The organism is Streptomyces sp. CBMA156, assembly GCF_014596515.1.
In the GTDB taxonomy this organism is placed as follows: Bacteria; Actinomycetota; Actinomycetes; order Streptomycetales; family Streptomycetaceae; genus Kitasatospora.
Genome location: NZ_MSJQ01000369.1, coordinates 1 through 20,494, shown reverse-complemented (window position 1 = coordinate 20,494; position 20,494 = coordinate 1). Strand labels below are relative to the sequence as shown.

The following is a 20,494-nucleotide window of genomic DNA, read 5'->3' as shown; positions in this document are numbered from 1 at the left end:
GGTCGCGGCCGCCCGCCGGTTGCGCGGCGGGCGGCCGGCGGCCCCGCGGACGGCCGTTCCCGAGGTCGCGCCGGACCTCGGGGCGGACCGCCGGTCGGACTTCCGTCAGACGGAGCGCAGTTCGGCGTAGCGGCGGAGGAACAGCGCTTCGGTGAGGGCCATCCGCTCCAGCTCCTGCGGGTCGACGCTCTCGTTGACCGCGTGGATCTGGGTGGTCGGCTCCTCGACACCGATCAGCACGATCTCGGCCTGCGGGTAGAGCGTGCGCAGCGTGTTGCAGAGCGGGATCGAGCCGCCCTCGCCGGAGGCGACCATCCCGGTGCCGAAGGCCTCCGCCATCGCCTCGCCCATCGCCTCGTACGCCGGGCCGCTGGTGTCGGCGAGGAACGGGGAGCCGGTGCCCTGGCGCTGGACGGTGAGCCGGGCGCCGAGCGGGACCCGCGCCTCCAGGTGGGCGATCAGCGCGTCCTGGGCGGCGCCCGCGTCCGTGCCCGGCGGGATGCGCAGGCTGATCAGGGCCTTGGCGGTGGCCTGGACGGACGACGTGGCGCCGATCACCGGCGGGGCGTCGATGCCGAGGACGGTGACGGACGGGCGGGCCCAGAGGCGGTCCGCGATGGTGCCGGTGCCGGTCAGGGCGACGCCGTCGAGCACCTTGGCGTCGGAGCGGAACTGCTCCTCCGGGTACTGCACGCCGGTCCAGGCCTGGTCGGCGGTCAGGCCGGCCACCGCGACGTCGCCGTTCTCGTCGTGCAGCGAGGCCAGCGCCCGGACCAGGCACTGGAGCGCGTCCGGGGCGGCGCCGCCGAAGGCACCGGAGTGCAGGTTGCCGGCCAGCGTGGTGACCGTGGCCTCGACGACCGTCATGCCGCGCAGCGAGGCGGTCACGGTGGGCAGGCCGGCGGCGAAGTTGCCGGTGTCGCCGATGACGATGGCGTCGGCGGTGAGCAGCTCGGGGTGGGCCTCGGCGTAGCGCTCCAGGCCGCCGGTGCCCTGCTCCTCCGAGCCCTCGACGATGATCTTCAGACCGACCGGGTAGGCGTCGCCGTACACCTGACGCAGCGCCCGCAGGGCGGTCAGGTGCATCAGGATGTTGCCCTTGCAGTCGGCGGCGCCGCGCCCGTACCAGCGGCCGTCGCGCTCGGTCAGCTCGAACGCGGGGCTGAGCCAGTCGTCCTCGTTCAGCGGGGGCTGGACGTCGTAGTGGGAGTAGAGCAGGACGGTCGGCGCGCCCTCGGGGCCGGGCAGTTCGCCGTAGACGGACTGGGTGCCGTCCGGGGTGTCCAGCAGCCGGATGCCGGTCAGGCCCTCGGCGGCGAAGGCGTCGGCGACCCAGCGCGCGGCCTTCTCGCACTCCTCGACCGGGAACTGACGCGGGTCGGCGACCGACGGGAAGGCGACCAGTTCGGCGAGGTCGGTGCGGGCACGGTCCATCAGGGACCGGACGGCGTCGGCCAGGGGCTGTGACATCGGGGCTCCGGGGTGACGGTCCGCCCTCGGGTGGGCGGGCGGATCTGGTGGTTGGGGTACTGCCGATCATAGGCGGCGCGGAACACGGGGTTCCGGGGGTGTGGGGCTGGTGGGTACCGGGGGTGAGGGGGCCGGGTGACGGGTGCGGGGCGGTGCGTCCGAGGGGCACGGGGTCGTGCGTCCGTCGGGAGTCGGCGGACGCGTCCGCCGGGCGCGGGCCGGTGCGTCCGCCGGGTGCGGACAGACGCATAGGATTGCTCAACGTGACTGACTCCGGAAGCTTCGATTCCCGCAGCCCGCTCGACCGCCCGATCGAGGACGGCCAGATCGAGGGCGGCCCGGTCGACGGCCCGGTCGACGACGCGGCCTCGCCGCCGGACGGCGTCTGGGACGTCGTGGTGGTCGGCGCCGGACCGGCGGGCTCCTCGGCCGCACACGCCGCCGCGGTCCAGGGCCGCCGGGTGCTGCTGCTCGACAAGGCCGAACACCCCCGGTACAAGACCTGCGGCGGTGGCATCATCGGCCCCTCCAGGGACAGCCTGCCGCCGGACTTCCGGCTGCCGTTGCAGGACCGGGTGCACGCCGTCACCTTCGCGTACGACGGGAAGTTCACCCGGACACGGCGTTCCAAGCGGATGCTGTTCGGCCTGGTCAACCGCGACGAGTTCGACCTGCGCCTGGTGCAGGCGGCCAAGCAGGCCGGGGCGGTGCTGGTCACCGGAGTGACCGTCACCGGCGTCGAGCAGCGCGGCGGCGCGCACCGGACAGCCCTGGTGACGGCGGCCGACGGGCGTACCTTCGAGGCCCGCGCGGTGGTCGGCGCGGACGGCAGCGCGAGCCGGATCGGCCGGCACGTCGGCGTCACCTTCGACCAGATCGACCTCGGGCTGGAGGCGGAGATCCCGGTGCCGCCGCAGGTCGCCGCGGACTGGTCGGGCCGGATCCACCTCGACTGGGGCCCGCTGCCCGGCAGTTACGGCTGGGTGTTCCCGAAGACCGAGACCAGCAGCCTGACCGTCGGCGTCATCTCGGCGCGCGGCGACGGCGAGCGGACCAAGCAGTACCTCGCCGACTACATCCGCCGACTGGGCCTGTCCGGGTTCACCCCCCGGGTCGAGTCCGGACACCTGACCCGCTGCCGGACGGAGGACTCGCCGCTCTCCCGCGGCCGGGTCCTGGTCGCCGGCGACGCGGCCGGGCTGCTGGAGCCGTGGACCCGCGAGGGCATCTCGTACGCGCTGCGCTCGGGCCGGCTGGCCGGCGAGTGGGCGGTGCAGGTCGCCGAGGCGGGTGACGCGGCGGCGGTGCGGCGCGAGGCGCTGAACTACGCCTTCGCCGTCAAGGCCGGGCTCGGCGTGGAGATGCGCGCGGGCAAGCAGCTGCTGGGCGCCTTCGAGCGGCGGCCGTACCTCTTCCACGCGGCGGTCTGCCTGGTGCCGCCGGCCTGGCGCGCCTTCGCCCGGAACACCCAGGGGCACACCACCTTCTCCCAGGTGCTGCGGCAGCACCGCGCCGCGCGGCGGCTGACGGCGATGGCCTCGCGGTAGGGCGGACGTCACGACGCGGGGCCGGCGCCCCTCCCCGGTGCGGGGAGGGGCGCCGGCCCCTTTCTCGGTGCGGGGAGGGACGTTGGCCCCCTTCTCGGTGCGACGCGGTTCGCTGAACCGTCGTGCGTCGGCTACTTGAGTCCGGTGTCCAGGGCGGACATCAGGGTGCCGGACGGGGTGTCGCCCGACATCTCCCAGATCATGCCGCCGAGGAGGTTCTTCGACTTGAGGTAGGCCGTCTTCTGCGCGATCGACCAGGCGTCGTCGAAGGTCCACCACTGGCCGCCGGCTCCCGTGTAGCCGTACGTCGCAATGGACTTGGTGTCGTGGTAGACCTTGAGGTTGGTGAGGCTGGTGATCAGGTTGTTGTACCCGCGGGTACCGGCCTCGTCGCTGAACTGGCCAGGTGCGGCGCCGTTCGCCGACTGCCAGGCGCCGTTCGCGCCGCCGTCCGCCACGGTCTGCCAGCCGCGCCCGTAGAACGGGAAGCCGATGGTCAGCTTGCGCGGGTTGACCCCGGCGTTCAGGTAGGTCTGGACGGCCGTGTCGATGCTGAAGTGGGTGGTGTAGGGGTCGTTCGGGTCCTGGAAGAGGTTGGAGGCGTGGCCGGTGCGGTTGGGCTCCCAGGAGTTGTCGCTGCCCGAGCCGTGGAAGTCGTAGCCCTGGACGTTGGCGATGTCCAGCGAGTTGAAGATCTTCGAGAGGTCCCAGCCGGCCGCGACCTTCGCCGGGTCCGCCGGGGTGAAGGCGGTGATCAGCTTGTGCGAGCCGCCCAACGCGTCCAGCTGCTTGCGGAATTCGGCGAGCAGCAGGGTCAGGTTGTCCTTGTCGTTGACGCTCCAGTGGTTGCCCGGGTGGCCGTCGGCGGAGCCGGGCCACTCCCAGTCGAGGTCGATGCCGTCGAAGATGCCCGCCGCCACGCCGTCGCCGCCGGCGCCGTTGTAGACCGGGAGGTTGCCCTTGATCCAGGTGTCGACGCAGGACTTGACGAACTTCTGGCGGGACGCGTCGGTGGCGGCGGCGTCGGAGAAGTACTTGGAGTAGGTCCAGCCGCCGAGCGAGACGACCACCTTCAGGTTCGGGTACTTGGCCTTGAGCTTCTTCAACTGGTTGAGGTTGCCGCGGAGTTTGCCCCAGCCGTCGTCGGCCACGCCGTCGACCGACTGGTCGGCGCTCATCGGGCGGGCGTAGTCGGCGTCGGCGTCACCGGCACCGGTGCCCTGGTCCGGGTCCTCCGGGTTGCTGGTGGTGCCCTTGGTGACGCCCGCCATGCAGGTCAGGTTGACCGGATCGATGTTCTCGAAGGCGTAGTTGATGACGTCGAGCTTGGCGGCGGCGCCCGAGGTGTCCAGGTTCTTGACGAAGTACTGGCGGCCGTAGATGCCCCACTGGACGAAGTAGCCGACCCGGGCGTACTTCCCGGCGCCGACCAGGTCCGAGGTGGTCACGGTGAGCGCGGCGGAGGCGGGCGAGGCGTTGTCGGCGGCGTCGCGGGCCTTCACGGTGAACGTGTAGGTGGTGGACGGCGAGAGGTTGCCGATGGTCGCGGCGAGCGTGCTGCCGGAGGCCGTGGCGACCAGGGTGCCGCCCTGGTAGATGTCGTACGCGGCGACCCGGACATTGTCGGTGGCGGCGTTCCAGGCGAGCTTCACGTCCGTCGAACTGACCCCGGTGGAGCGGAGGTTGGACGGAGCGGTGGGCGGCGAGGTGTCGGTGGACGGGTCGAAGGTGGACGCGGTGACGGGCGCACTGAGCGGACCGGTGTTGCCGCGGCCGTCCTTGGCCCGGACGGTCAGGGTGTACGAGGTGGCCGGGGTGAGGCCGGTGACCAGGACGGTGGTGGTCGGGCTGGAGGCGAGCACGGTGCTGCCGCTGAGCACGTCGTAGGAGGTGACCGGGAAGTCCCCGCCGGTGGCGGCCGGCCAGCTGAGCGCGAGCGTGTGCGCGGTGGACTCGGTGACCGTCGGGGCGCCCGGTGCGGACGGCGGGACGTCGGGGGTGCCGTCGCACTTGTCGCCGTTGATCCGGCAGTTGAGCGGGGTGGTGACCGGGCCGTTGCCGACGAACCAGAAGCTGTACGGCTCGGTGGTGCCGTGGGCGTTGACGGTGGAGTTGTAGAACGCCGCGGCGACGGTGACGTGCCGGCCGTTGACGGTGGCGGTGCCGTTGTAGGTGCTGCCCATGGTGACGCCGGCCGGGAGGTCGAACTCCAGGCTCCAGCCGCTCACCGCGGTCGCGTTGTCGTTGTGGACGATGTAGGTGCCCTGCCACCAGGAGCCGTTGTTGGCGGTGGTGAAGGTGGCGGTGAGCTTGCCGGCGGCGGCCGAGTTCGCGGGGGCGGCCAGCGCGGTCAGGACGGCGAGGGGCAGGAGCAGAACGGACAGCAGCGCGAGCAGTCTGCTGCGCAGACGTGGGCGCCAGGCCCGGGATCGAGCGGACATGGTTCTCCCTGTGGCTGTGGGGGTTGAACAGGGTGACGTAGAACCTTGGTTGATCCGTGTGCGATCGATGCCTGCGCCGTGGGGAGGCGAGGCATGGGAACTGTAGGAGGACTGGACCAATGCGTCAACAGGTCTGTACCACTTGAGAGTTGGGCGGCTGGTGCGGGCGGGGAGTGAGTGGGCGAACGGATGGCAGGTGACAAATGGCGGATGACAGATGACAGATTTCAACATCTGTTATCTGTCATCCGTCATCTGTTCGCCGTCGGCCCGGACAGACGGGAAGGAGAGGCCTCTCGGGCCGACGGACAGGTCGGCTCTGGCCGAGGGGCGGGTGGGCGTGCCAGAGTCGTCCGGGCGTCGTCCGGGCAGGCCCCGGACCGCGCCCCGCAGTCCGACCCACCCTCAGCCGGAAGGCAGGCCCCGCCGATGACCAGCGCAGCGCCCCTCGTCCGCGTCAGCACCGCCGACGCCGTCACCACGCTCACCCTCGACTCGCCGCACAACCGGAACGCGCTCTCCACCCGGCTGATGGCAGAGCTGCACGCAGGGCTGGCCTCTGCGGCGGCCGACGCGGAGGTCCGCGCGGTGGTGCTCGGCCACGCCGGCAAGGTGTTCTGCGCGGGCGCGGACCTCTCCGAGGCGACCGGCGCGGACCCGACGGTCGGGCCGCGCGGCCTGGTCGAACTCCAGCGGGCGATCGTGGACTGCGCCAAGCCGGTGATCGCGGTCATCGACGGGCACGTCCGGGCCGGCGGCCTCGGCCTGGTCGGCGCGGCGGACCTCGCCGTCGCCGGACCGGCCTCGACCTTCGCCTTCACCGAGGTGCGGCTCGGCCTCGCACCCGCCGTCATCTCGCTGCCGCTGCGCCCGAAGCTGGACCCGCGCGCGGCCTCCCGCTACTACCTCACCGGCGAGGTCTTCGACGCCGCCGAGGCCGCCCGGATCGGCCTGATCACCAGCGCCACCGACTCCGCCGAGTCCACCGACGTGGTGCTGAAGGGCCTGCTGGACGCGCTGCGCCTGGGCTCCCCGCAGGGCCTCGCGGAGTCGAAGCGGCTGGCCAACGCCGATGTGGTGCGTTCCTTCGAGCGAGACGCGGACGAGCTGGTGGAGCTTTCGGCGCGGCTGTTCGGTTCGGCCGAGGCGCAGGAAGGGATGCGGTCGTTCCTGGAGAAGCGGCCCGCGCGCTGGGTGCGCTGACGGTGGCGGATCCCCGGGTGTGGCGTCCGGACGCCACACCCGGGGCCATCGCCGTTCCCGGGCGGTCACGACCGTTCCCCGGGTACGGGGATCAGATCGCCGCCGCGTCGTTCCAGAAGCCGAGCAGCCCCTCGTCGCCGACCGCCTTGACCTCGCCGGCCTGCCCGGCGGGAAGCCGGTTCCACAGCAGCGGGTAGAGCTCGCGGGCGGGGCCGGTGAGCGTCAGGTCGGCCGGCTCGGGACCCTCGCCGTCGATGACGACCACCGGCTCCCGGGTGACCGTCAGGTGCCAGGAGCCGGCCCCGTCGGTCGCCCGGATCCGGAAGGTGCGTGGCTGCTCGCTGCGCAGCCTGGAGCGACCGCTGGTCATGAAGCCGCTCAGCAGTTCGTCGATGCCGTCCAGGGCGAGCGAGGTGTCCACGACCGGTCCCGGCACCCCGGCGGCCGCGTCGGCGTCGTACCGGTGGACGGCGGTCTCGTGCGCCTGACGCCGGGCCCAGAACGCCAGCGGGCGGGGCGAGGGCAGGAAGCTCCAGCACTCAAGGTCGGCGGGCGCCGCGGTGAGCGTGTCCAGCAGGGCGGCGTGGCCCTCGCGGTACCAGTCGAGCAGGGCGTCGTCCGAGGGCATCGGCCCGACGGCGGCCTGCGCACCGGCCTCGTCCAGCGGCGCCGGCAGGCCCCGGGAGACGATGGTGGCGGCCCAGCGGTGGACGTAGCCGATGTGCCGCAGCAGGTCGGCCAGCTGCCACTCCGGGCAGGTCGGTACGGGGGCGGTCAGCTCGGTGCGGGCCGCGGCGTCGGCGAGCCGGGTGCCCTCGTGGCGCAGCGCGTCGATGTGCTCGGTGATCTCCATGGGTCGGAGTCTTCCACCGGGCTCGGCCGCCGGTCGCGGATTTCGTACATTTCTTCGAGTTGTCCGGGTGTTCGGTGGCCGGGGCCTTCGGGCGGTCACGGTCTTCGTCCGTGCCGAAGGGGCCTGTCGGTGCCGGCGGCCGCTGTGGCGACCGGGGCGGATGCGGCCGGTGTGACGTCGGCCTCCCGGCCGACGGGCGGACGCTACGGGCCGGTAACGTGATCGCATGCCGATATCCCGATCCCTCGTCTCAGCAGTCCGGGCCGGTGGCCGCCGTGCCGCCGGACGCCTGGTTCACCGGGGCTGGCGCTGGGTGCAGCGGACCGGCGCGGTCACCAACCGCAACCCCGGCCCGTACCGGTTCGGCGAGTTGGGGGACGGTACGACCCTCAGCTTCCCGCTCGGGGCGGTGTTCAACGAACAGTGGATCACCATCGGGCCGTTCTCGATCATCGGTGAACGGGTCACCATCAGCGCAGGGTTCCTGCCCGGGCTCGACCTCGGGCCGGAGCCGATCGTGCGGATCGGCGGCGGCTGCGTGATCGGCCGGGACAGCCACATCGTCGGCCACCAGTCGATCGTCATCGGTGACGACGTGTGGACCGGGCCGAGCGTGTACATCAGCGACCAGGCACACGAGTACCGGGACACCGAGCTGCCGATCGGCAAGCAGTGGCCGCGCAACGAGCCGGTGGAGATCGGCGCGGGCAGCTGGATCGGCACCGGAGCGGTGATCCTGCCGGGGGCACGGATCGGCCGCAACGTCGTGGTCGCGGCGGGAGCCGTGGTGCGCGGCGAGGTGCCCGACCACAGCGTGGTCGCCGGGGCGCCGGCCAAGGTCGTTCGTCGCTGGACCGAGGAGGAGGGCTGGCAGCCGCCGCTGCGCCACGACGCTCCGCAGCCGGTGCCGGAGGGCGTGAGTGCGGAGCAGCTGCGCGCCCTGGTCGGCTGGGACCTGCGGCTGCCGGGGGAGCAGGACTGACGTCACCGGCCGGGCGCCCGCGTCGCGGTGCCGATGGCGCGCTTCCGGTGATGGCGTGAGCTACCCCGCCAGGAAGGCCTGTTCGGCGGTACTCGCGGCGATGGCGGCGGTGATCAGCGGGACGTCGGCGGGGCGTGTCGGATCCAGGCCGGTCAGCGCGGCGATCCGGCGCAGCCGGTAGTCGACGGTGTTCGGGTGCAGGTGCAGGGCGCTCGCGGTGTGCCGGCGGTTCAGGCCCCCGGCCAGGTGGGTGCGCAGCGTGGTGAGCAACTCCCCGGTGTCGGCCAGCGGTTCGAGCAACGCGGCGAGCCGGGAGCGGGCCTGGCTGGGCCGGGTGAGCTGGTACTCCAGCAGGATGTCGTCCAGCCGGTGCAGCCCCGGTGGCCGGCCGAACGCCTGTGCCACCTCCAGGACTTCGCAGGCGAGGGCGGCCGCACCCGGCACCTCGGCGGGGGTGGCCGAGGCGGCCCCGGCCAGTACGGGTGCACCGGCCGCCCGGGCGGCCGCGGCGAGGGTGGCGGCGAGCAGTGGCCAGGGCGCCTCCGCGGTGTCGACCTCGGCCGGTCCGGGTGACGGGCCGAACGGGATGAGCACCAGGCCGCCCGTGGGGGTGAGGGCGGCGAGCGCCGACTGCCGGGTGCGGTGGTCGAGTTCGGCCTCGAAGCGGCGGAGCTTGCGGTGGGCGGCGATGCCGGGGTCGACCCCGGGGGAGTGTTCGTCGGGGTGGTCGGCGACGGACAGGCAGAGCACCGCGTACCCGGCGGGCAGCCGGACCCCGGCGCGGGAGGCGGCCGCCTGGGCGGAGGTGCCCGCGAGCAGCGCGCTGAGCAGGGACTGCCGGGCCGTGTCCCGGCGGTCGGCGGCCGGGCGCCGGCCGTCCAGGTAGCCGGCTCCGGCGGCGGTGGCGGCCTGGCGGAGCTGGTCGAGCAGCAGCCGGTTGAGGACGAGGAGGTCGGCGGCGTCGCCGTCCCGGGCGTGCCGGGTGGCGAACTCCCAGCAGACCTCCAGCCCGAGGTGGTGGGCGAGCAGGACGGCGTCCAGTGGCAGGCCCTCCTCGGCGCGCCGGGCGGCGGCCTCCCGGACGGCGGCGAACTCCTCCGCGGGGGCGGGGAGTCCGGTCCGCACGGTGTGGGCCAGGGCGCGGATGCGGCGCTCGGTGTCCCGGGTCAGCTCACCGGTGAGCTGCTCGCGGGGCAGCCGGCGGTAGACCGGTACCCGTTCCAGCAGGGCGGCGACCACGGCCTCGGCCAACTCCCGTACGCCGCCGACCAGTCGCTGGTCGACCGGGAGCCCGCCGATCACCGGGGCGCGCCAGTCCGGTGTCCGGTCGGAGGTGTTCGGGGGCGTGTGGCGGGGTGCGTTGTGACCGGTCACAGAGAACACCGTCCAGGTCTGGGGGACGCCCAAGGGCCGGGCCGGAAGGGCGACCGCATGATGGAGCCCTCGGGTTACCTGTTGGTAACAAACTTCCGCTGTGGAGGCAACAGTTGAGAACCCCACTTCTCCGCTTCTCCGCGACTTCCCGGCGCGGCGGGCTCGGTGGCGCGCTGGGTGTGCTGCTCCTGGCAGGGGCGCTGCTGGCAGGGGCGCTGCTGGCCGGCGCGACGGCGGCGCCCGCGAGCGCTTCACCGACCCCCTCGGTGGCACCCGCGGTCGCTGCCGAACTGCCGCCCGACGGTGACACGGTGGCCTCACCGCCCGGCGCCAACGACTGGAACTGCCGGCCGGGCGCCGCGCACCCCCGGCCGGTGGTCCTGGTGCACGGCACCTTCGCCAACCGCTACGAGAACTGGCTGACGCTCTCCCCGCTGCTGAAGGGCCTCGGGTACTGCGTCTTCGCCCTCGACTACGGGACCGTCCCCGGTGTCACCTCCAGCGGCAGCGGTCTGCTGCTGCCGATCGGCGGCCTCGGGCCGGTCCCGGAGTCGGCGGCCCAACTCGCCCGGTTCGTGGACCTGGTGCGGAACGCGACCGGTGCGGCCGAGGTCGACATCGTCGGGCACTCGCAGGGCGGCATGCTGCCGAACTACTACCTCAAGTTCCTCGGTGGCGCGTCCAAGGTCGGCCGGCTGGTCGGGCTGGCTCCGTCCAACCATGGCACCACGCTCGACGGGATCACCAACCTGGTGCCGTACTTCCCGGGAGTCGCGGACCTGATCTACACGGTCTGCCAGGCCTGCCGGGACCAGGCGGTGGGCTCCGGATTCAACAAGGTGATGGCGTCCCGGCCGGACACCGTGCCCGGCGTGAGCTACACCGTGGTCTCGACGGTCTTCGACGAGGTCGTGACACCGTGGCGGACCCAGTTCCTGAGCGGTCCGGACGTCGACAACGAGGTGGTGCAGCAGCACTGCCCGGTCTCGCTGGTGGAACACGTCGGGATCGCGTTCTCGCCGACGGCCCTGCATCTGGTGACCAATGCCCTGGATCCGGAGCACGCGACACCGGTGCTCTGCGGCTGACGCGGCGACGGCGCTCCTGCCTCCGGGCTGGTCCGGTCCGAGGCGGGAGTGCCGTGTGCGTGTGTGGGTGCGGGGGCGCAGGCGCGTCGGCCGTCAGCCTGCGGAGCGGAAGGTGACGACGGCGGTGGTGCCGTCCGGGTGCAGCTCGTAGCCGCCCGGTCCGTCGAGCAACGCGGCGTCGTAGCGGGCGAGTCCGACGCCGTTGAGGCGGGCGGTGCCGAGGAGGCAGACCAGGAGGACGGTGCTGCCGTCCGGGACGTCGAGCGTGGTGGCCGGGGCGGCTGCGGTGGCCGCGGCGACCAGGTCCACGGTGGCCGCGACCCGCCCGCGGCGCGTCATGACGTTGAAGTCCACCACGGGGCCGGCCGACAGGCGGCAGTCGGTGGTGGCGTCACCGGAGAAGGCGAACGGCCGGAACGGCACGTCGACCAGCTGCTCGGCACCGTCCACGGTGAGCGTCATGCCGGCGCCCTCGACCAGGGTGATCACCCGGTCGATCCCGGGGAACGGGGAGAACGGCCCGGCCGTGGCGACGTCCGCGAGGCTGACCCGCCAGTCGAAGGCGTCCAGCCCCGTGCCGGCCGGGAACCCGGCGACCTCCCTGGTCACCCCACCCCCGTTGAGCCACGCCGTCGCCGGGCGCTCGCCCGCCCGCAGTACCTGGAAACGTTCGCTGGTCGCCATGGCCCCGCATCCTGCCACCGGCCGGGCGGCTGTGTCCGGGTGGGGGCGGGAGGCAAACGGATAACAGCGAACAGATGACAGATTTCAACAGTTGTCATCTGTTCGTCGTCGCCCGTCGCCCGTCATCCGTCACTCGACGCCCAGCCGCCGCCCGACCGACAGCGGCAGGAGCGCCGCCAGCGTGGCCGCGACCGCCACCGTGGTGAGGGCGAGCGGCAGTCCGGCCGCGTCGGCCAGGAAGCCGATCACCACCGGGCCGATCAGCATCCCCCCGTAGCCGAGGGAGGAGGCGAACGCGACGCCCTGCGGTCCGCCCGCCGCGCCGGCTCGGGCGATCGAGAGCGGAAAGAGGTTGGCCAGGCCGAGGCCGACCAGCACGAACCCGCAGATCGCCACCGGCACCGCCGGGGCCAGCGCGGCGACCAGCATGCCGACGGCCGCCGTCAGCCCGCCGAGCAGCATCAGCCGGGTCTGGCCGAGCCTGATGGACAGCCAGGTGCCGCTGACCCGCCCGGTGGCCATCGCGAACGCGTACGCGCCGTAGCCGGTGGCGGCCACCACGGAACTCGCGTGGACGTCGTCGGTGAGGTGGAGCGTGGTCCAGTCGGCGATCGCGCCCTCGCCGTACGCGGTGCACAGCGCGGTGAGGCCGAGCAGCACGACGAGCAGCCGGGTACGCGAACGGGCCGGGCCCGCGTCCGCCCCCGCCCTGCCGGACTGATCCGCCGTACGGTCCGTGCGGCCCGGCGCGGCCGGTGCGACCGGTGCCGCCGCCGGGCTGCGGAGCAGTACCGCGCCCGCGCCGACGGTGACGGCCATGCCCAGCACCCCGCTGAGCGCGAGCGCCCACGCGGTGCTCAGTGATCCGGCGAGCAGCCCGCAGACGCCCGTGCCGAGCAGCCCGCCGAAGCTGTACCCGGCGTGGAAGCTGGGCATGACGGGCCGCCGGAGCTGTGCGACCAGTTCGACGGCGACGCTGTTCATCGCGACGTTGGCCCCGCCGTACCCCGCACCGAACAGCAGCAGCACGGCGCCGAGCGTGCTGACCGAGTGGGCGTGCGCGGGCAGCAGCACGGCGACGCTGAGCAGGGCGAGCGAGCCGACCGTCACCGGTCGTGAGCCGTACCGCAGGCAGAGTCGGCCGACCATCGGCATGGTGAGGACGGCGCCGATCGACAGGCAGAGCAGGGCGAGCCCGAGGGCGCTGTGCGAGGCGCTGACCTGACTGCGGATGTCCGGGATGCGGACGACCCAGGCGGCGAAGAGGAAGCCGTCGACGGCGAAGATCGAGGTGAGGGCGACACGCGCCGGGCCCCAGGGGCTGTCGGTCACCGCAGGTGTGCTGCGAGACTGGAGGGAGGGATGGTGTGGTCGGGTATGGGAACCGATTTTGTTTCGAAGCGACACAAAGTCACAATAGGGGCGTGCAGCTCTCACCATCAAGCCCGAAGCCCGGAACCGGGAACGACTTCGACGCGCAGCGCGACGGCCACCGTCGCGCGGCTCCGGATCGAGGCCGGACGCTGCTCGGCCCGGCGCTCTCCCTGATCCACACCGGCCAGACGCCGACGCGCTCCGCGCTCACCCGCGCGCTGGACGTCACCCGGGCCACCGCCGGCGCGGTCACCGCCGAGCTGGAGGCGCTCGGCCTGATCACCGTCGACTCGCGCCCGGCCGGAGGCGGCCGTGGTCGCCCCTCGCACCGGCTCGCGATCGACCCGCACGGCCCGGTCGTGGTCGCCGGGCAGATCCACGCCGACGGGCTGAGCGTCACCCTGGCCGGCCTCGGCGGGCTGCTCGACCCACCCGTCCACCTGCCGCTGCCCGCCGCGACCGACCCGGTCCGGATGCTGCGCGCCGTCGCCGTGGCGGGTGCCGAACTCGCCCGCGCGACCGACCGCCGGTGCCTGGGCGCCGCGCTGGCGCTGCCCAACCCGGTCACCGAGCCGGACGGTGCCGCCCTCGCCGCGCTGCACTTCGCCTGGCCCAGCGGCACCCCGGTCGCCGACCTGTACGACGTCGAGGTCGGCCGCGCCGACCACGGCCCGAAGGCGCTGCGCCCGCTCCCCACCGCGATCGCCAACGACGCCAACCTGGCCGCGCTCGCCGAGTACCGGCACGGCGCCGGCCGCGGTGCTCGCCATCTGCTCTTCGTCACCTCAGGGCACCGCGGCGTCGGGGGCGCGCTGGTCATCGACGGCCACCTGCACACCGGCAGCGCCGGCCTCGCCCTGGAGGTCGGCCACCTCGCGGTGGACCCGCAGGGCCGGCCCTGCGGGTGCGGCAACCGCGGCTGCCTCAACTCCGAGACCGATCCCGACGCGCTGTTCGCCGCCGCCGGACTCACCCCCGAGCCGGGCCGGCCGCTGCTCGACCAGGCGCGTGAGCTGTGCCGGGCGGCCGCGACGGACGACCGGGCGCGGGCGGCGGTGGAGCACGTCATCGACCGGCTCGGACTCGGGCTGGCCGGCGTCGCCAACATCCTCAACCCGGACCGGGTAGTCCTCAGTGGGCTGCACCTCGACCTGCTGGAGGCCGCGCCCGACCGGCTGCGGTCGGTGGTCGCCGAGCGCAGCCTGTGGGGGCGCAGCGGCCGGGTGCCGATCGTCGGCGCGGAGCTGGCGCACAGCGCGCTCGCGGGTGCGGCCGAGCTGGGCTGGGGACCCTACCTGGCGGACCCGCAGTCGGTGCCGGTGTAGCGGGAGCAGGGGCTCAGGGCAGCTGGTGGAGCGGTGGTGCCGCAGAGGCGATAAGGCGGAGCTGGGCCTTCGGAAACGGTCACTTATCGTGACTCTCGTACACTCGTAGTGAGCAGTGGGGGGTCACGACGAGGGAGAAGCGCCCATGAGCACCCAGTTCGGCACCCACTTCGGGATCGCGCAAGGGGTCGAGCCCGGCCTGGAGTCCGGCACGGGGCCCGGCATCGAGCGAGGTGCCGGGCATGGCGTCGAGCCGACCGTCGACGTCGACCGCTCCGACCCTGAGTACCGTGCCTGGCTCAAGGAGGCGGTGCGCAAGGTCCAGGCCGACGCCAACCGCTCCGCCGACACCCACCTGCTGCGCTTCCCGCTGCCCGCCGAGTGGGGCATCGACCTCTACCTCAAGGACGAGTCCACCCACCCGACCGGCTCGCTCAAGCACCGGCTGGCCCGCTCGCTCTTCCTCTACGGCCTCTGCAACGGCTGGATCCGCCCCGGCAAGCCGGTGATCGAGGCCTCCAGCGGCTCCACCGCCGTCTCCGAGGCGTACTTCGCCCAGCTCATCGGGGTGCCGTTCATCGCGGTGATGGCCAAGAGCACCAGCCAGTCCAAGATCGACCTGATCCGGTTCCACGGCGGCGAGTGTCACCTGGTCGAGCGTCCGGGCGAGGTGTACGAGGCCTCCGCCCGGCTCGCCGAGGAGACCGGCGGGCACTACATGGACCAGTTCACCTACGCCGAGCGGGCCACCGACTGGCGCGGCAACAACAACATCGCCGAGTCGGTCTTCGCCCAGCTGCGTCTTGAGCCGCACCCCGAGCCGGCCTGGATCGTCGCCACCGCCGGCACCGGCGGTACCTCGGCGACCATCGCCCGGTACGTCCACTACATGCAGTACGACACCAGGATCTGCGTCGCGGACCCGGAGAACTCCTGCTTCTTCGACGGCTGGGTGCGCCACGATCCGGACGCCGTCTGCGCGACCGGCTCGCGGATCGAGGGCATCGGACGGCCGCGGATGGAGCCGAGCTTCGTCCCGGGGGCGGTCGACCGGATGATGAAGGTGCCGGACGCCGCGTCGATCGCCGCCGTGCGGGTGCTGGAGCAGGTGCTCGGCAAGAAGGCGGGCGCCTCCACCGGGACCGGGCTGTGGAGCGCGCTGAGGATCGTCGCCGAGATGCGGGCGGACGGGCGGACGGGCAGCGTGGTCGGCCTGATCTGTGACCCGGGGGACCGCTACCTGGACAAGTACTACTCGGACGACTGGCTGGCGGGCGAGCGGATCGACATCGCGCCCTACCGGGCCGCGCTGGAGTCCTTCCTGGCCGGCGGCACCTGGACGGGCTGACTGGGCCGGGCCCAGCCGACGCCCCGAACGACGGCTGACAACCAACAGATGACAGATTTCAAACTCTGTCATCTGTCAGTCGTCGACCGTCAGCCGTGCTGCTGTCACCGCTCACCCGGCACCCGCCGCACCCGCCGGATCACCGCCCGGCCGCCTGCGAGGTCGATCCCGGTACGCCTCGGCGCGCCGTCGTGCTCGTCGTCCCGCAGCACCAGCTCGACCCGTCGCTGTTCCAACTGCACCCGCTTGCCCGGGTAGAGCAGCGCGTGCAGTTCCTCCGTCGCGGTCGCACCCGCGCCCCGTCCGCTGTCGGCCCCATTCGCCGGACGGGCGCGCATCCGCCGTACCGCAGCGCCGAGGAAGAACACCACGACCAGTCCCGCCGGCAGCAGCAACCCGCCCGCCGCGCCCGTCAGCAGTACACCCATAGCCGTCCCAACGGCCCGACGCAGCCGCCGAGTTCCCCCTGTCGGCACCCCCGCAGCCGTAGCCCTGTGGCAGTGGCCCTACGGCAGATCGGCCGGGACGAGCAACTGGAGCTCCTCCGTGGACGGGTCCGCAAGGTGGGCGACCCGTACCGCGTGCCGCTCGACCATGGTCTCGAAGACCTGCCGGGCGGTGCGCCCGTTGCCGAAGCTGGGGCCGCGCTCCAGCCCGCCGAAGTGCACCAGCAGCGCCTCGGCGGTCTCCTCGGAGAGCGCGTACTCGTGCTCCGCGCACTGCGCCCGGGCGATCTCCAGCAACTCGTCGGCCGTGTAGTCCGGGAATCCGATGGTGCGTGAGAACCGGGACGAGACACCGGGGTTGGCGGACAGGAAGCGCTCCATCTCGGCGGTGTAGCCCGCCACGATGACGACCACCTCGTCCCGGTGGTCCTCCATCAGCTTGACCAGGGTGTCGATCGCCTCGCGCCCGAAGTCCCGCGCCCCGTCCTCGGGCGCGAGCGCGTACGCCTCGTCGATGAAGAGCACCCCGCCGCGCGCCCGGTCGAAGGCGGCCGCGGTGCGGATCGCGGTCGAGCCGATGTGCTCGCCGACCAGGTCGACCCGGGCGACCTCGACCAGGTGTCCGCGCTGGAGCACCCCGAGCGAGGCGAGGATCTCGCCGTAGAGCCGGGCGACGGTGGTCTTGCCGGTGCCGGGCGCACCGGTGAAGACCAGGTGCCGGCGCAGCGAGGGCGCCTTGAGCCCGGCCTGGCGGCGGCGCCGGCCGACCGAGATCAGGTCGATCAGCGTACGCACCTCCTGCTTCACCGTGGCCAGCCCGACCAGCGAGTCCAGCTCGGCGAGCGCCTCGTCGGCCGGACGGCAGTCCGGGATCGGCGTGATCGCCGCGGAGCCGGCCGCGGCCGATGCCAACGCCTGGGTGGCCGCAGTCAGTTGGGCGGTCCGCGGGGCCGGTACGTCGGTGGAGCCGTACGACGGCCCCGGCCCCGCGCCGCCACCGGGAGCGGTCGGAACGGCCGGGGCCGGAGCGGCCCCGACGTCGTCCGAGATGCACGCCTCCGTCACCGGTCCCGGCTCGGAGAACTCGAACCCGGCCCGCTGGTTCTGCTCCGCCCGGCACCTGGTGAGCTGCGTCCGGCAGCCGTCGATGATGTGGAAGCCGAAGCCCTTGCCGTGGGAGACCCGGCAGTCCTCGAAGGTGCCCCGCCCCTGGGCCGACACGTACACCCCGGCGTCGGTGCTGGCCCGTACGGTGCAGTCGCGCAGCACCGGGTCGGCGCCCTTGGTGACGATGACGCCGGTGGCCACGTCGGAGATCTCGCAGTCGGTGAGCAGCCCGCCGCTGCCGTGGTCGCGGAACCAGAGCCCGGTGCCCGCCTCCTGCACCCGGCAGGAGGCCAGGGAGACGGTGGCCCCGCCGCTGACCGAGACCGCCGAGCTGCGGATCCGGCTGAACGAGCAGCCCTCGGCGCTGGCGGCGGAGTCCCGGTCGAGGACGAACAGGGCGTCCGGCAGGTCGTGCAGCGAGCAGTCGGTGAGGGTCAGCCGGGCGCCGTCGCTGACCCACAGCGCCGGGTACTCGCCGGTCGAGCCGTGGATCTGGCAGGACTCGGCGACCGCCTCGGTGCCCTGGTCCCAGACCGACAGCGCCCCGCGTCCGAAGTCCCGGACGGTGGTGTGCGAGAGGGTGAGCCGGGCGCGTCCGCGCAGGTCGGCGCCGTTCTCCGGCAGGTCGTGGACGCGGCAGCCGGTGAGCACCAGCTCGGCCTCGCCGTCCAGGGTCAGGCCGTTGCCGGTGACCCGGTGGATCTCGCAGTCGACCAGCCGTCCGCCCGCCTGCGCCTCGGCCTGCACGCCGCTGCCGCGGATCTCGTAGATCTCGCAGCCGGTCAGCTCGGCCGCGCTGCCGGGGTCGGACAGCAGGACGCCGGCACCGGAGGCGTGGTGGATGCGGCACCGGTCCAGGGCCGCGGTGGCGCCGCCGAGGACGGCCAGCCCCGCCTGGCCGGCGGCGGCGACCTCGCAGTCCTCGAAGGCGGCGGCGGTGCCCTCGCCGCGCAGCCGCAGCCCGAGCCCGCCCGGGTTGGTGACCACGCAGCCGCGCAGGGTCGGCCGGGCACCGCCGGTGACCTCGATGCCGGTGGCCGAGCGGGTCTCGATCCGGCAGCCGCTGAAGGCGGGCGTGGCCTGCGGCCCGGTGACCAGGACGGCCGGGGTGGTGCTGTCGCCGCCCTCGATCACCAGGTCGCGCACGGTCGCGGCGGCGGTCACGGTGAGCGCCACCCCGGAGGGCGGGTCGATCCGGACCGTTCCCGGCCCCTGGGCCGGGACGATCGTCACCGGCTTGTCCAGCAGCACGTTCTCCCGGAAGGTGCCCGGCCGGACGGCCACGGTGTCGCCCGGTTCGGCGGCCGCCAGGGCCTCCGCGAGCGTGTCGTACTCGCCCGCGCGGCGACGCCAGCGGGATGCGCTGTCCTGGGTGACCCGGACCCTGTGCTCAGCCATGACGGTCTGTCGTCCCCACCTTCGTCTAGCCGGCGATCAACGGGCCGAACGCGCGGGGGTGCGCGGGCCGCCCGCCCACCGTAGCGCGCCCACGTGGGTGGTCCGGCCGCCCGCGGTCACGCGGACACCGGTAGCGCTCACCGCCACCACAGGTTCCGACCACCTGTTTCAACGAGCGGACACGGCAGTGGTTCCGCGCGGACGCGCCGGTTCCAGGGCGCGGCACGGGCTCCGCGCCGGTCGGCCGGACGACGCGCCCCGCTGTTCCGGCACGGGCCGTCGGCCGAGTCGGCGGGCCAGGCCAGGCCAGGTCGGGTCGGGTCGGGTCAGGCCATGTCGGGCCAGTCAGGCCCGGCCGATACGGCAGATCGGCACCGGCGGTCCACGCAGGCCGTCCCGAGACACCGAGCCGAGCCCGGCGCCCGTCCGTCCATCCATCCGTGAGCCCGTGCGTCCGCCCGCTCACCCGTGCGCTCAGTGTCCGTCGGTGGGCCAGTGCGCCCCGTCCTCCAGCACCTCGACCTCGTCGCCCAGCCGCAGCGTGCCGAGCGCGTCGCCCTCGACGCCGGCCGGCCGCTCGGGGATCAGGTTCTGCCCGAACGCGGCCTTGCGCAGCAGCCGGTGGTGCCGGGCCAGGGTGCGCAGCGGTTCCTTGCCACGCCGTTCGCCGGTCTCCTGGTCGGTGGTGGTGATCACGCAGCGCCCGCAGGGCTTGACCACCTTGAAGGTGACCGAGCCGATCCGGATCCGCCGCCAGGTGTCCTCGGCCCACGGCTCGGTGCCGTCGATCACCACGCTCGGGCGGAAGCGCTCCATCGGCAGGGGCTCGGGGTCGTCCGGGTTCTCGGCGGCGATCAGCTCGTTGAGCCGGTCGAGCGAGGCGGTGGTGGTGAGCAGCAGCGGGAAGCCGTCGGCCATCGAGACGGTGTCGCCGGGCTCGCTGTACAGGGGGTCGACGGGCCGGGCGCGCGGGTTGTCCAGGTGCACCAGCCGGTAGTCGCCGAGCTGCTCGGCGATCCACTGGTGCGCCTCCTTGGAGGCCTCCGCGACGTGGAAGCGGGTGCCCCAGACCTCGACCTCGACGAGCGGGTCGCCGGAGGCGACGGCGGGCGCGGGCACCTCGATCCTGGATCCGTCGGGGGCGGTCAGGGTGAGGACGCCGTCGGGCAGCAGCCCGGCCCGGATCCGGCTGAGGGCGGAGTTCTCGCGCTGGCTGACGAAGCGTCCGCTCGCGTCGGCGAGCATCCAGTGGCGGTCTCCGGCCAGTCCCCAGGGCTGGACCACGGCGGTGTCCGGGCTCAGGCGGTACATGGACTTGACGGGGTAGACGTGGAGTCCGGTGAGCTGCATTCCCCCATCCTGCCAGCCCGCCTCCGGCCTGCGGAAACGCCCCCGGAGGGGAGGTGTGCGGTCACCCGGACGAACACCCGCGCCGGACACCTGAACGGACATTCGCACGGACGGTCCCCGAATGCGCACGGACCGCCCGGGACGCCGTGAGGGGCGTTCCGGGCGGTCCGTGGATGACCCGTTTCTCCGTTCGCCCGGCGTACGGGGGGCGCCGGGTGGTGCTCAGGTGGTGCGGGTGCGGGCCGCGTGGGGGGACGGCCTCGGGGTGTCAGCGCTTCAGTAGCCCTGGCCCTGCTGCTGGTAGCCGCCGTTGCCCTGGCCGCCCGCCTGGAAGGAACCGGGGCCGGGCTCGCCGTACGGGCCCGGGCGCTGCGGCTGCATCGGGCGGACCGGCGCGACCGGCGCCACGGCCGGGCGCAGCTGGGCGCCGCCGAAGGACTGGTCGCCGCCCTGGCCCTGGAAGCCGGGGCCGCCGGCGGCCTGGCCACCGAAGGACTGCTGGCC

General features: G+C 73.5%; 15 protein-coding genes and 1 pseudogene. 6 read left to right on the top strand and 10 right to left on the bottom strand.

The features are described 5' to 3' along the window. Positions 1 to 105: 105 nt before the first annotated feature. On the bottom strand, positions 106 to 1,470 hold the full coding sequence (locus BU198_RS32155; protein WP_188300368.1) for a dipeptidase: 1,365 nt from the start codon (positions 1,468 to 1,470) through the stop codon (positions 106 to 108). 263 nt (positions 1,471 to 1,733) lie between these two features. Here BU198_RS32155 and BU198_RS32150 point away from each other — a divergent pair, with 263 nt between their 5' ends. Next, positions 1,734 to 3,017 carry a geranylgeranyl reductase family protein gene (locus BU198_RS32150; protein ID WP_401092340.1) on the top strand — a complete coding sequence of 428 codons (1,284 nt, stop codon included), beginning with the start codon at positions 1,734 to 1,736 and terminating at the stop codon, positions 3,015 to 3,017. A 131-nt stretch (positions 3,018 to 3,148) separates the two neighbouring features. On the opposite strand, the gene BU198_RS32145 is transcribed toward BU198_RS32150, so the two are convergent. Further along, positions 3,149 to 5,458, bottom strand: coding sequence for a glycosyl hydrolase family 18 protein (locus BU198_RS32145; protein ID WP_188300367.1), 2,310 nt, complete (start codon positions 5,456 to 5,458; stop codon positions 3,149 to 3,151). Positions 5,459 to 5,887: 429 nt separating this feature from the next. Here BU198_RS32145 and BU198_RS32140 point away from each other — a divergent pair, with 429 nt between their 5' ends. Beyond that, the gene (locus BU198_RS32140) at positions 5,888 to 6,661 is read left to right on the top strand and encodes an enoyl-CoA hydratase family protein (RefSeq protein ID WP_188300366.1); all 774 of its coding nucleotides are present in this window, start codon (positions 5,888 to 5,890) and stop codon (positions 6,659 to 6,661) included. Between the two features lie 91 nt (positions 6,662 to 6,752). On the opposite strand, the gene BU198_RS32135 is transcribed toward BU198_RS32140, so the two are convergent. After that, positions 6,753 to 7,514, bottom strand: coding sequence for a maleylpyruvate isomerase family mycothiol-dependent enzyme (locus tag BU198_RS32135; RefSeq protein ID WP_188300365.1), 762 nt, complete (start codon positions 7,512 to 7,514; stop codon positions 6,753 to 6,755). A gap of 226 nt (positions 7,515 to 7,740) precedes the next feature. On the opposite strand from BU198_RS32135, the gene BU198_RS32130 reads away from it, so the two are divergent. Then, entirely contained in the window at positions 7,741 to 8,496 is a 756-nt protein-coding gene (locus BU198_RS32130) for an acyltransferase (RefSeq protein WP_188300364.1), read from the top strand. A gap of 60 nt (positions 8,497 to 8,556) precedes the next feature. On the opposite strand, the gene BU198_RS44020 is transcribed toward BU198_RS32130, so the two are convergent. After that, positions 8,557 to 9,870: a PucR family transcriptional regulator gene (locus BU198_RS44020; protein ID WP_188300363.1), complete on the bottom strand. Its 1,314-nt coding sequence runs from the start codon at positions 9,868 to 9,870 to the stop codon at positions 8,557 to 8,559. Between the two features lie 203 nt (positions 9,871 to 10,073). Between BU198_RS44020 and BU198_RS32120 the strand changes: the two genes are divergently transcribed. Beyond that, positions 10,074 to 10,958 (top strand): alpha/beta fold hydrolase, encoded by an 885-nt coding sequence (locus tag BU198_RS32120; protein ID WP_223245247.1) that lies wholly within the window; start codon positions 10,074 to 10,076, stop codon positions 10,956 to 10,958. Positions 10,959 to 11,051: 93 nt separating this feature from the next. Here the strand turns inward: BU198_RS32120 and BU198_RS32115 are convergent, their stop codons facing one another. Both BU198_RS32115 and BU198_RS32110 read right to left on the bottom strand, forming a co-directional pair. Continuing rightward, positions 11,052 to 11,642 (bottom strand): HutD family protein, encoded by a 591-nt coding sequence (locus BU198_RS32115; protein ID WP_188300362.1) that lies wholly within the window; start codon positions 11,640 to 11,642, stop codon positions 11,052 to 11,054. A 129-nt stretch (positions 11,643 to 11,771) separates the two neighbouring features. After that, positions 11,772 to 12,974: an MFS transporter gene (locus BU198_RS32110; RefSeq protein ID WP_317620410.1), complete on the bottom strand. Its 1,203-nt coding sequence runs from the start codon at positions 12,972 to 12,974 to the stop codon at positions 11,772 to 11,774. Positions 12,975 to 13,165: 191 nt separating this feature from the next. On the opposite strand from BU198_RS32110, the gene BU198_RS32105 reads away from it, so the two are divergent. After that, on the top strand, positions 13,166 to 14,341 hold the full coding sequence (locus BU198_RS32105) for an ROK family protein (protein ID WP_223245246.1): 1,176 nt from the start codon (positions 13,166 to 13,168) through the stop codon (positions 14,339 to 14,341). 145 nt (positions 14,342 to 14,486) lie between these two features. Next, positions 14,487 to 15,689, top strand: coding sequence for a PLP-dependent cysteine synthase family protein (locus BU198_RS32100; protein WP_188300360.1), 1,203 nt, complete (start codon positions 14,487 to 14,489; stop codon positions 15,687 to 15,689). Positions 15,690 to 15,793: 104 nt separating this feature from the next. Here BU198_RS32100 and BU198_RS32095 read toward each other — a convergent pair whose 3' ends face one another. The 4 genes and pseudogenes from BU198_RS32095 to BU198_RS32080 form a co-directional block, all read right to left on the bottom strand. Continuing rightward, positions 15,794 to 16,117 carry a DUF6191 domain-containing protein gene (locus tag BU198_RS32095; RefSeq protein ID WP_188300359.1) on the bottom strand — a complete coding sequence of 108 codons (324 nt, stop codon included), beginning with the start codon at positions 16,115 to 16,117 and terminating at the stop codon, positions 15,794 to 15,796. Between the two features lie 78 nt (positions 16,118 to 16,195). Further along, complete coding sequence (locus BU198_RS32090; RefSeq protein ID WP_188300358.1) at positions 16,196 to 18,640, bottom strand: right-handed parallel beta-helix repeat-containing protein; 2,445 nt, start codon at positions 18,638 to 18,640, stop codon at positions 16,196 to 16,198. Positions 18,641 to 19,114: 474 nt separating this feature from the next. Then, entirely contained in the window at positions 19,115 to 19,990 is an 876-nt protein-coding gene (locus tag BU198_RS32085) for an MOSC domain-containing protein (RefSeq protein WP_188300357.1), read from the bottom strand. Between the two features lie 276 nt (positions 19,991 to 20,266). Further along, positions 20,267 to 20,494 (bottom strand): annotated as a pseudogene (locus BU198_RS32080) (cell division protein DivIVA); the annotation flags it as partial.

What these genes read in the sequence shown, in the direction of transcription:
- BU198_RS32155 (WP_188300368.1), bottom strand. Translation starts at nt 1,470, where the DNA reads ATGTCACAGCCCCTGGCCGACGCCGTCCGGTCCCTGATGGACCGTGCC.
- BU198_RS32145 (WP_188300367.1), bottom strand. Translation starts at nt 5,458, where the DNA reads ATGTCCGCTCGATCCCGGGCCTGGCGCCCACGTCTGCGCAGCAGACTG.
- BU198_RS32140 (WP_188300366.1), top strand. Translation starts at nt 5,888, where the DNA reads ATGACCAGCGCAGCGCCCCTCGTCCGCGTCAGCACCGCCGACGCCGTC.
- BU198_RS32135 (WP_188300365.1), bottom strand. Translation starts at nt 7,514, where the DNA reads ATGGAGATCACCGAGCACATCGACGCGCTGCGCCACGAGGGCACCCGG.
- BU198_RS32130 (WP_188300364.1), top strand. Translation starts at nt 7,741, where the DNA reads ATGCCGATATCCCGATCCCTCGTCTCAGCAGTCCGGGCCGGTGGCCGC.
- BU198_RS32115 (WP_188300362.1), bottom strand. Translation starts at nt 11,642, where the DNA reads ATGGCGACCAGCGAACGTTTCCAGGTACTGCGGGCGGGCGAGCGCCCG.
- BU198_RS32100 (WP_188300360.1), top strand. Translation starts at nt 14,487, where the DNA reads ATGAGCACCCAGTTCGGCACCCACTTCGGGATCGCGCAAGGGGTCGAG.
- BU198_RS32095 (WP_188300359.1), bottom strand. Translation starts at nt 16,117, where the DNA reads ATGGGTGTACTGCTGACGGGCGCGGCGGGCGGGTTGCTGCTGCCGGCG.
- BU198_RS32090 (WP_188300358.1), bottom strand. Translation starts at nt 18,640, where the DNA reads ATGGCTGAGCACAGGGTCCGGGTCACCCAGGACAGCGCATCCCGCTGG.
- BU198_RS32085 (WP_188300357.1), bottom strand. Translation starts at nt 19,990, where the DNA reads ATGCAGCTCACCGGACTCCACGTCTACCCCGTCAAGTCCATGTACCGC.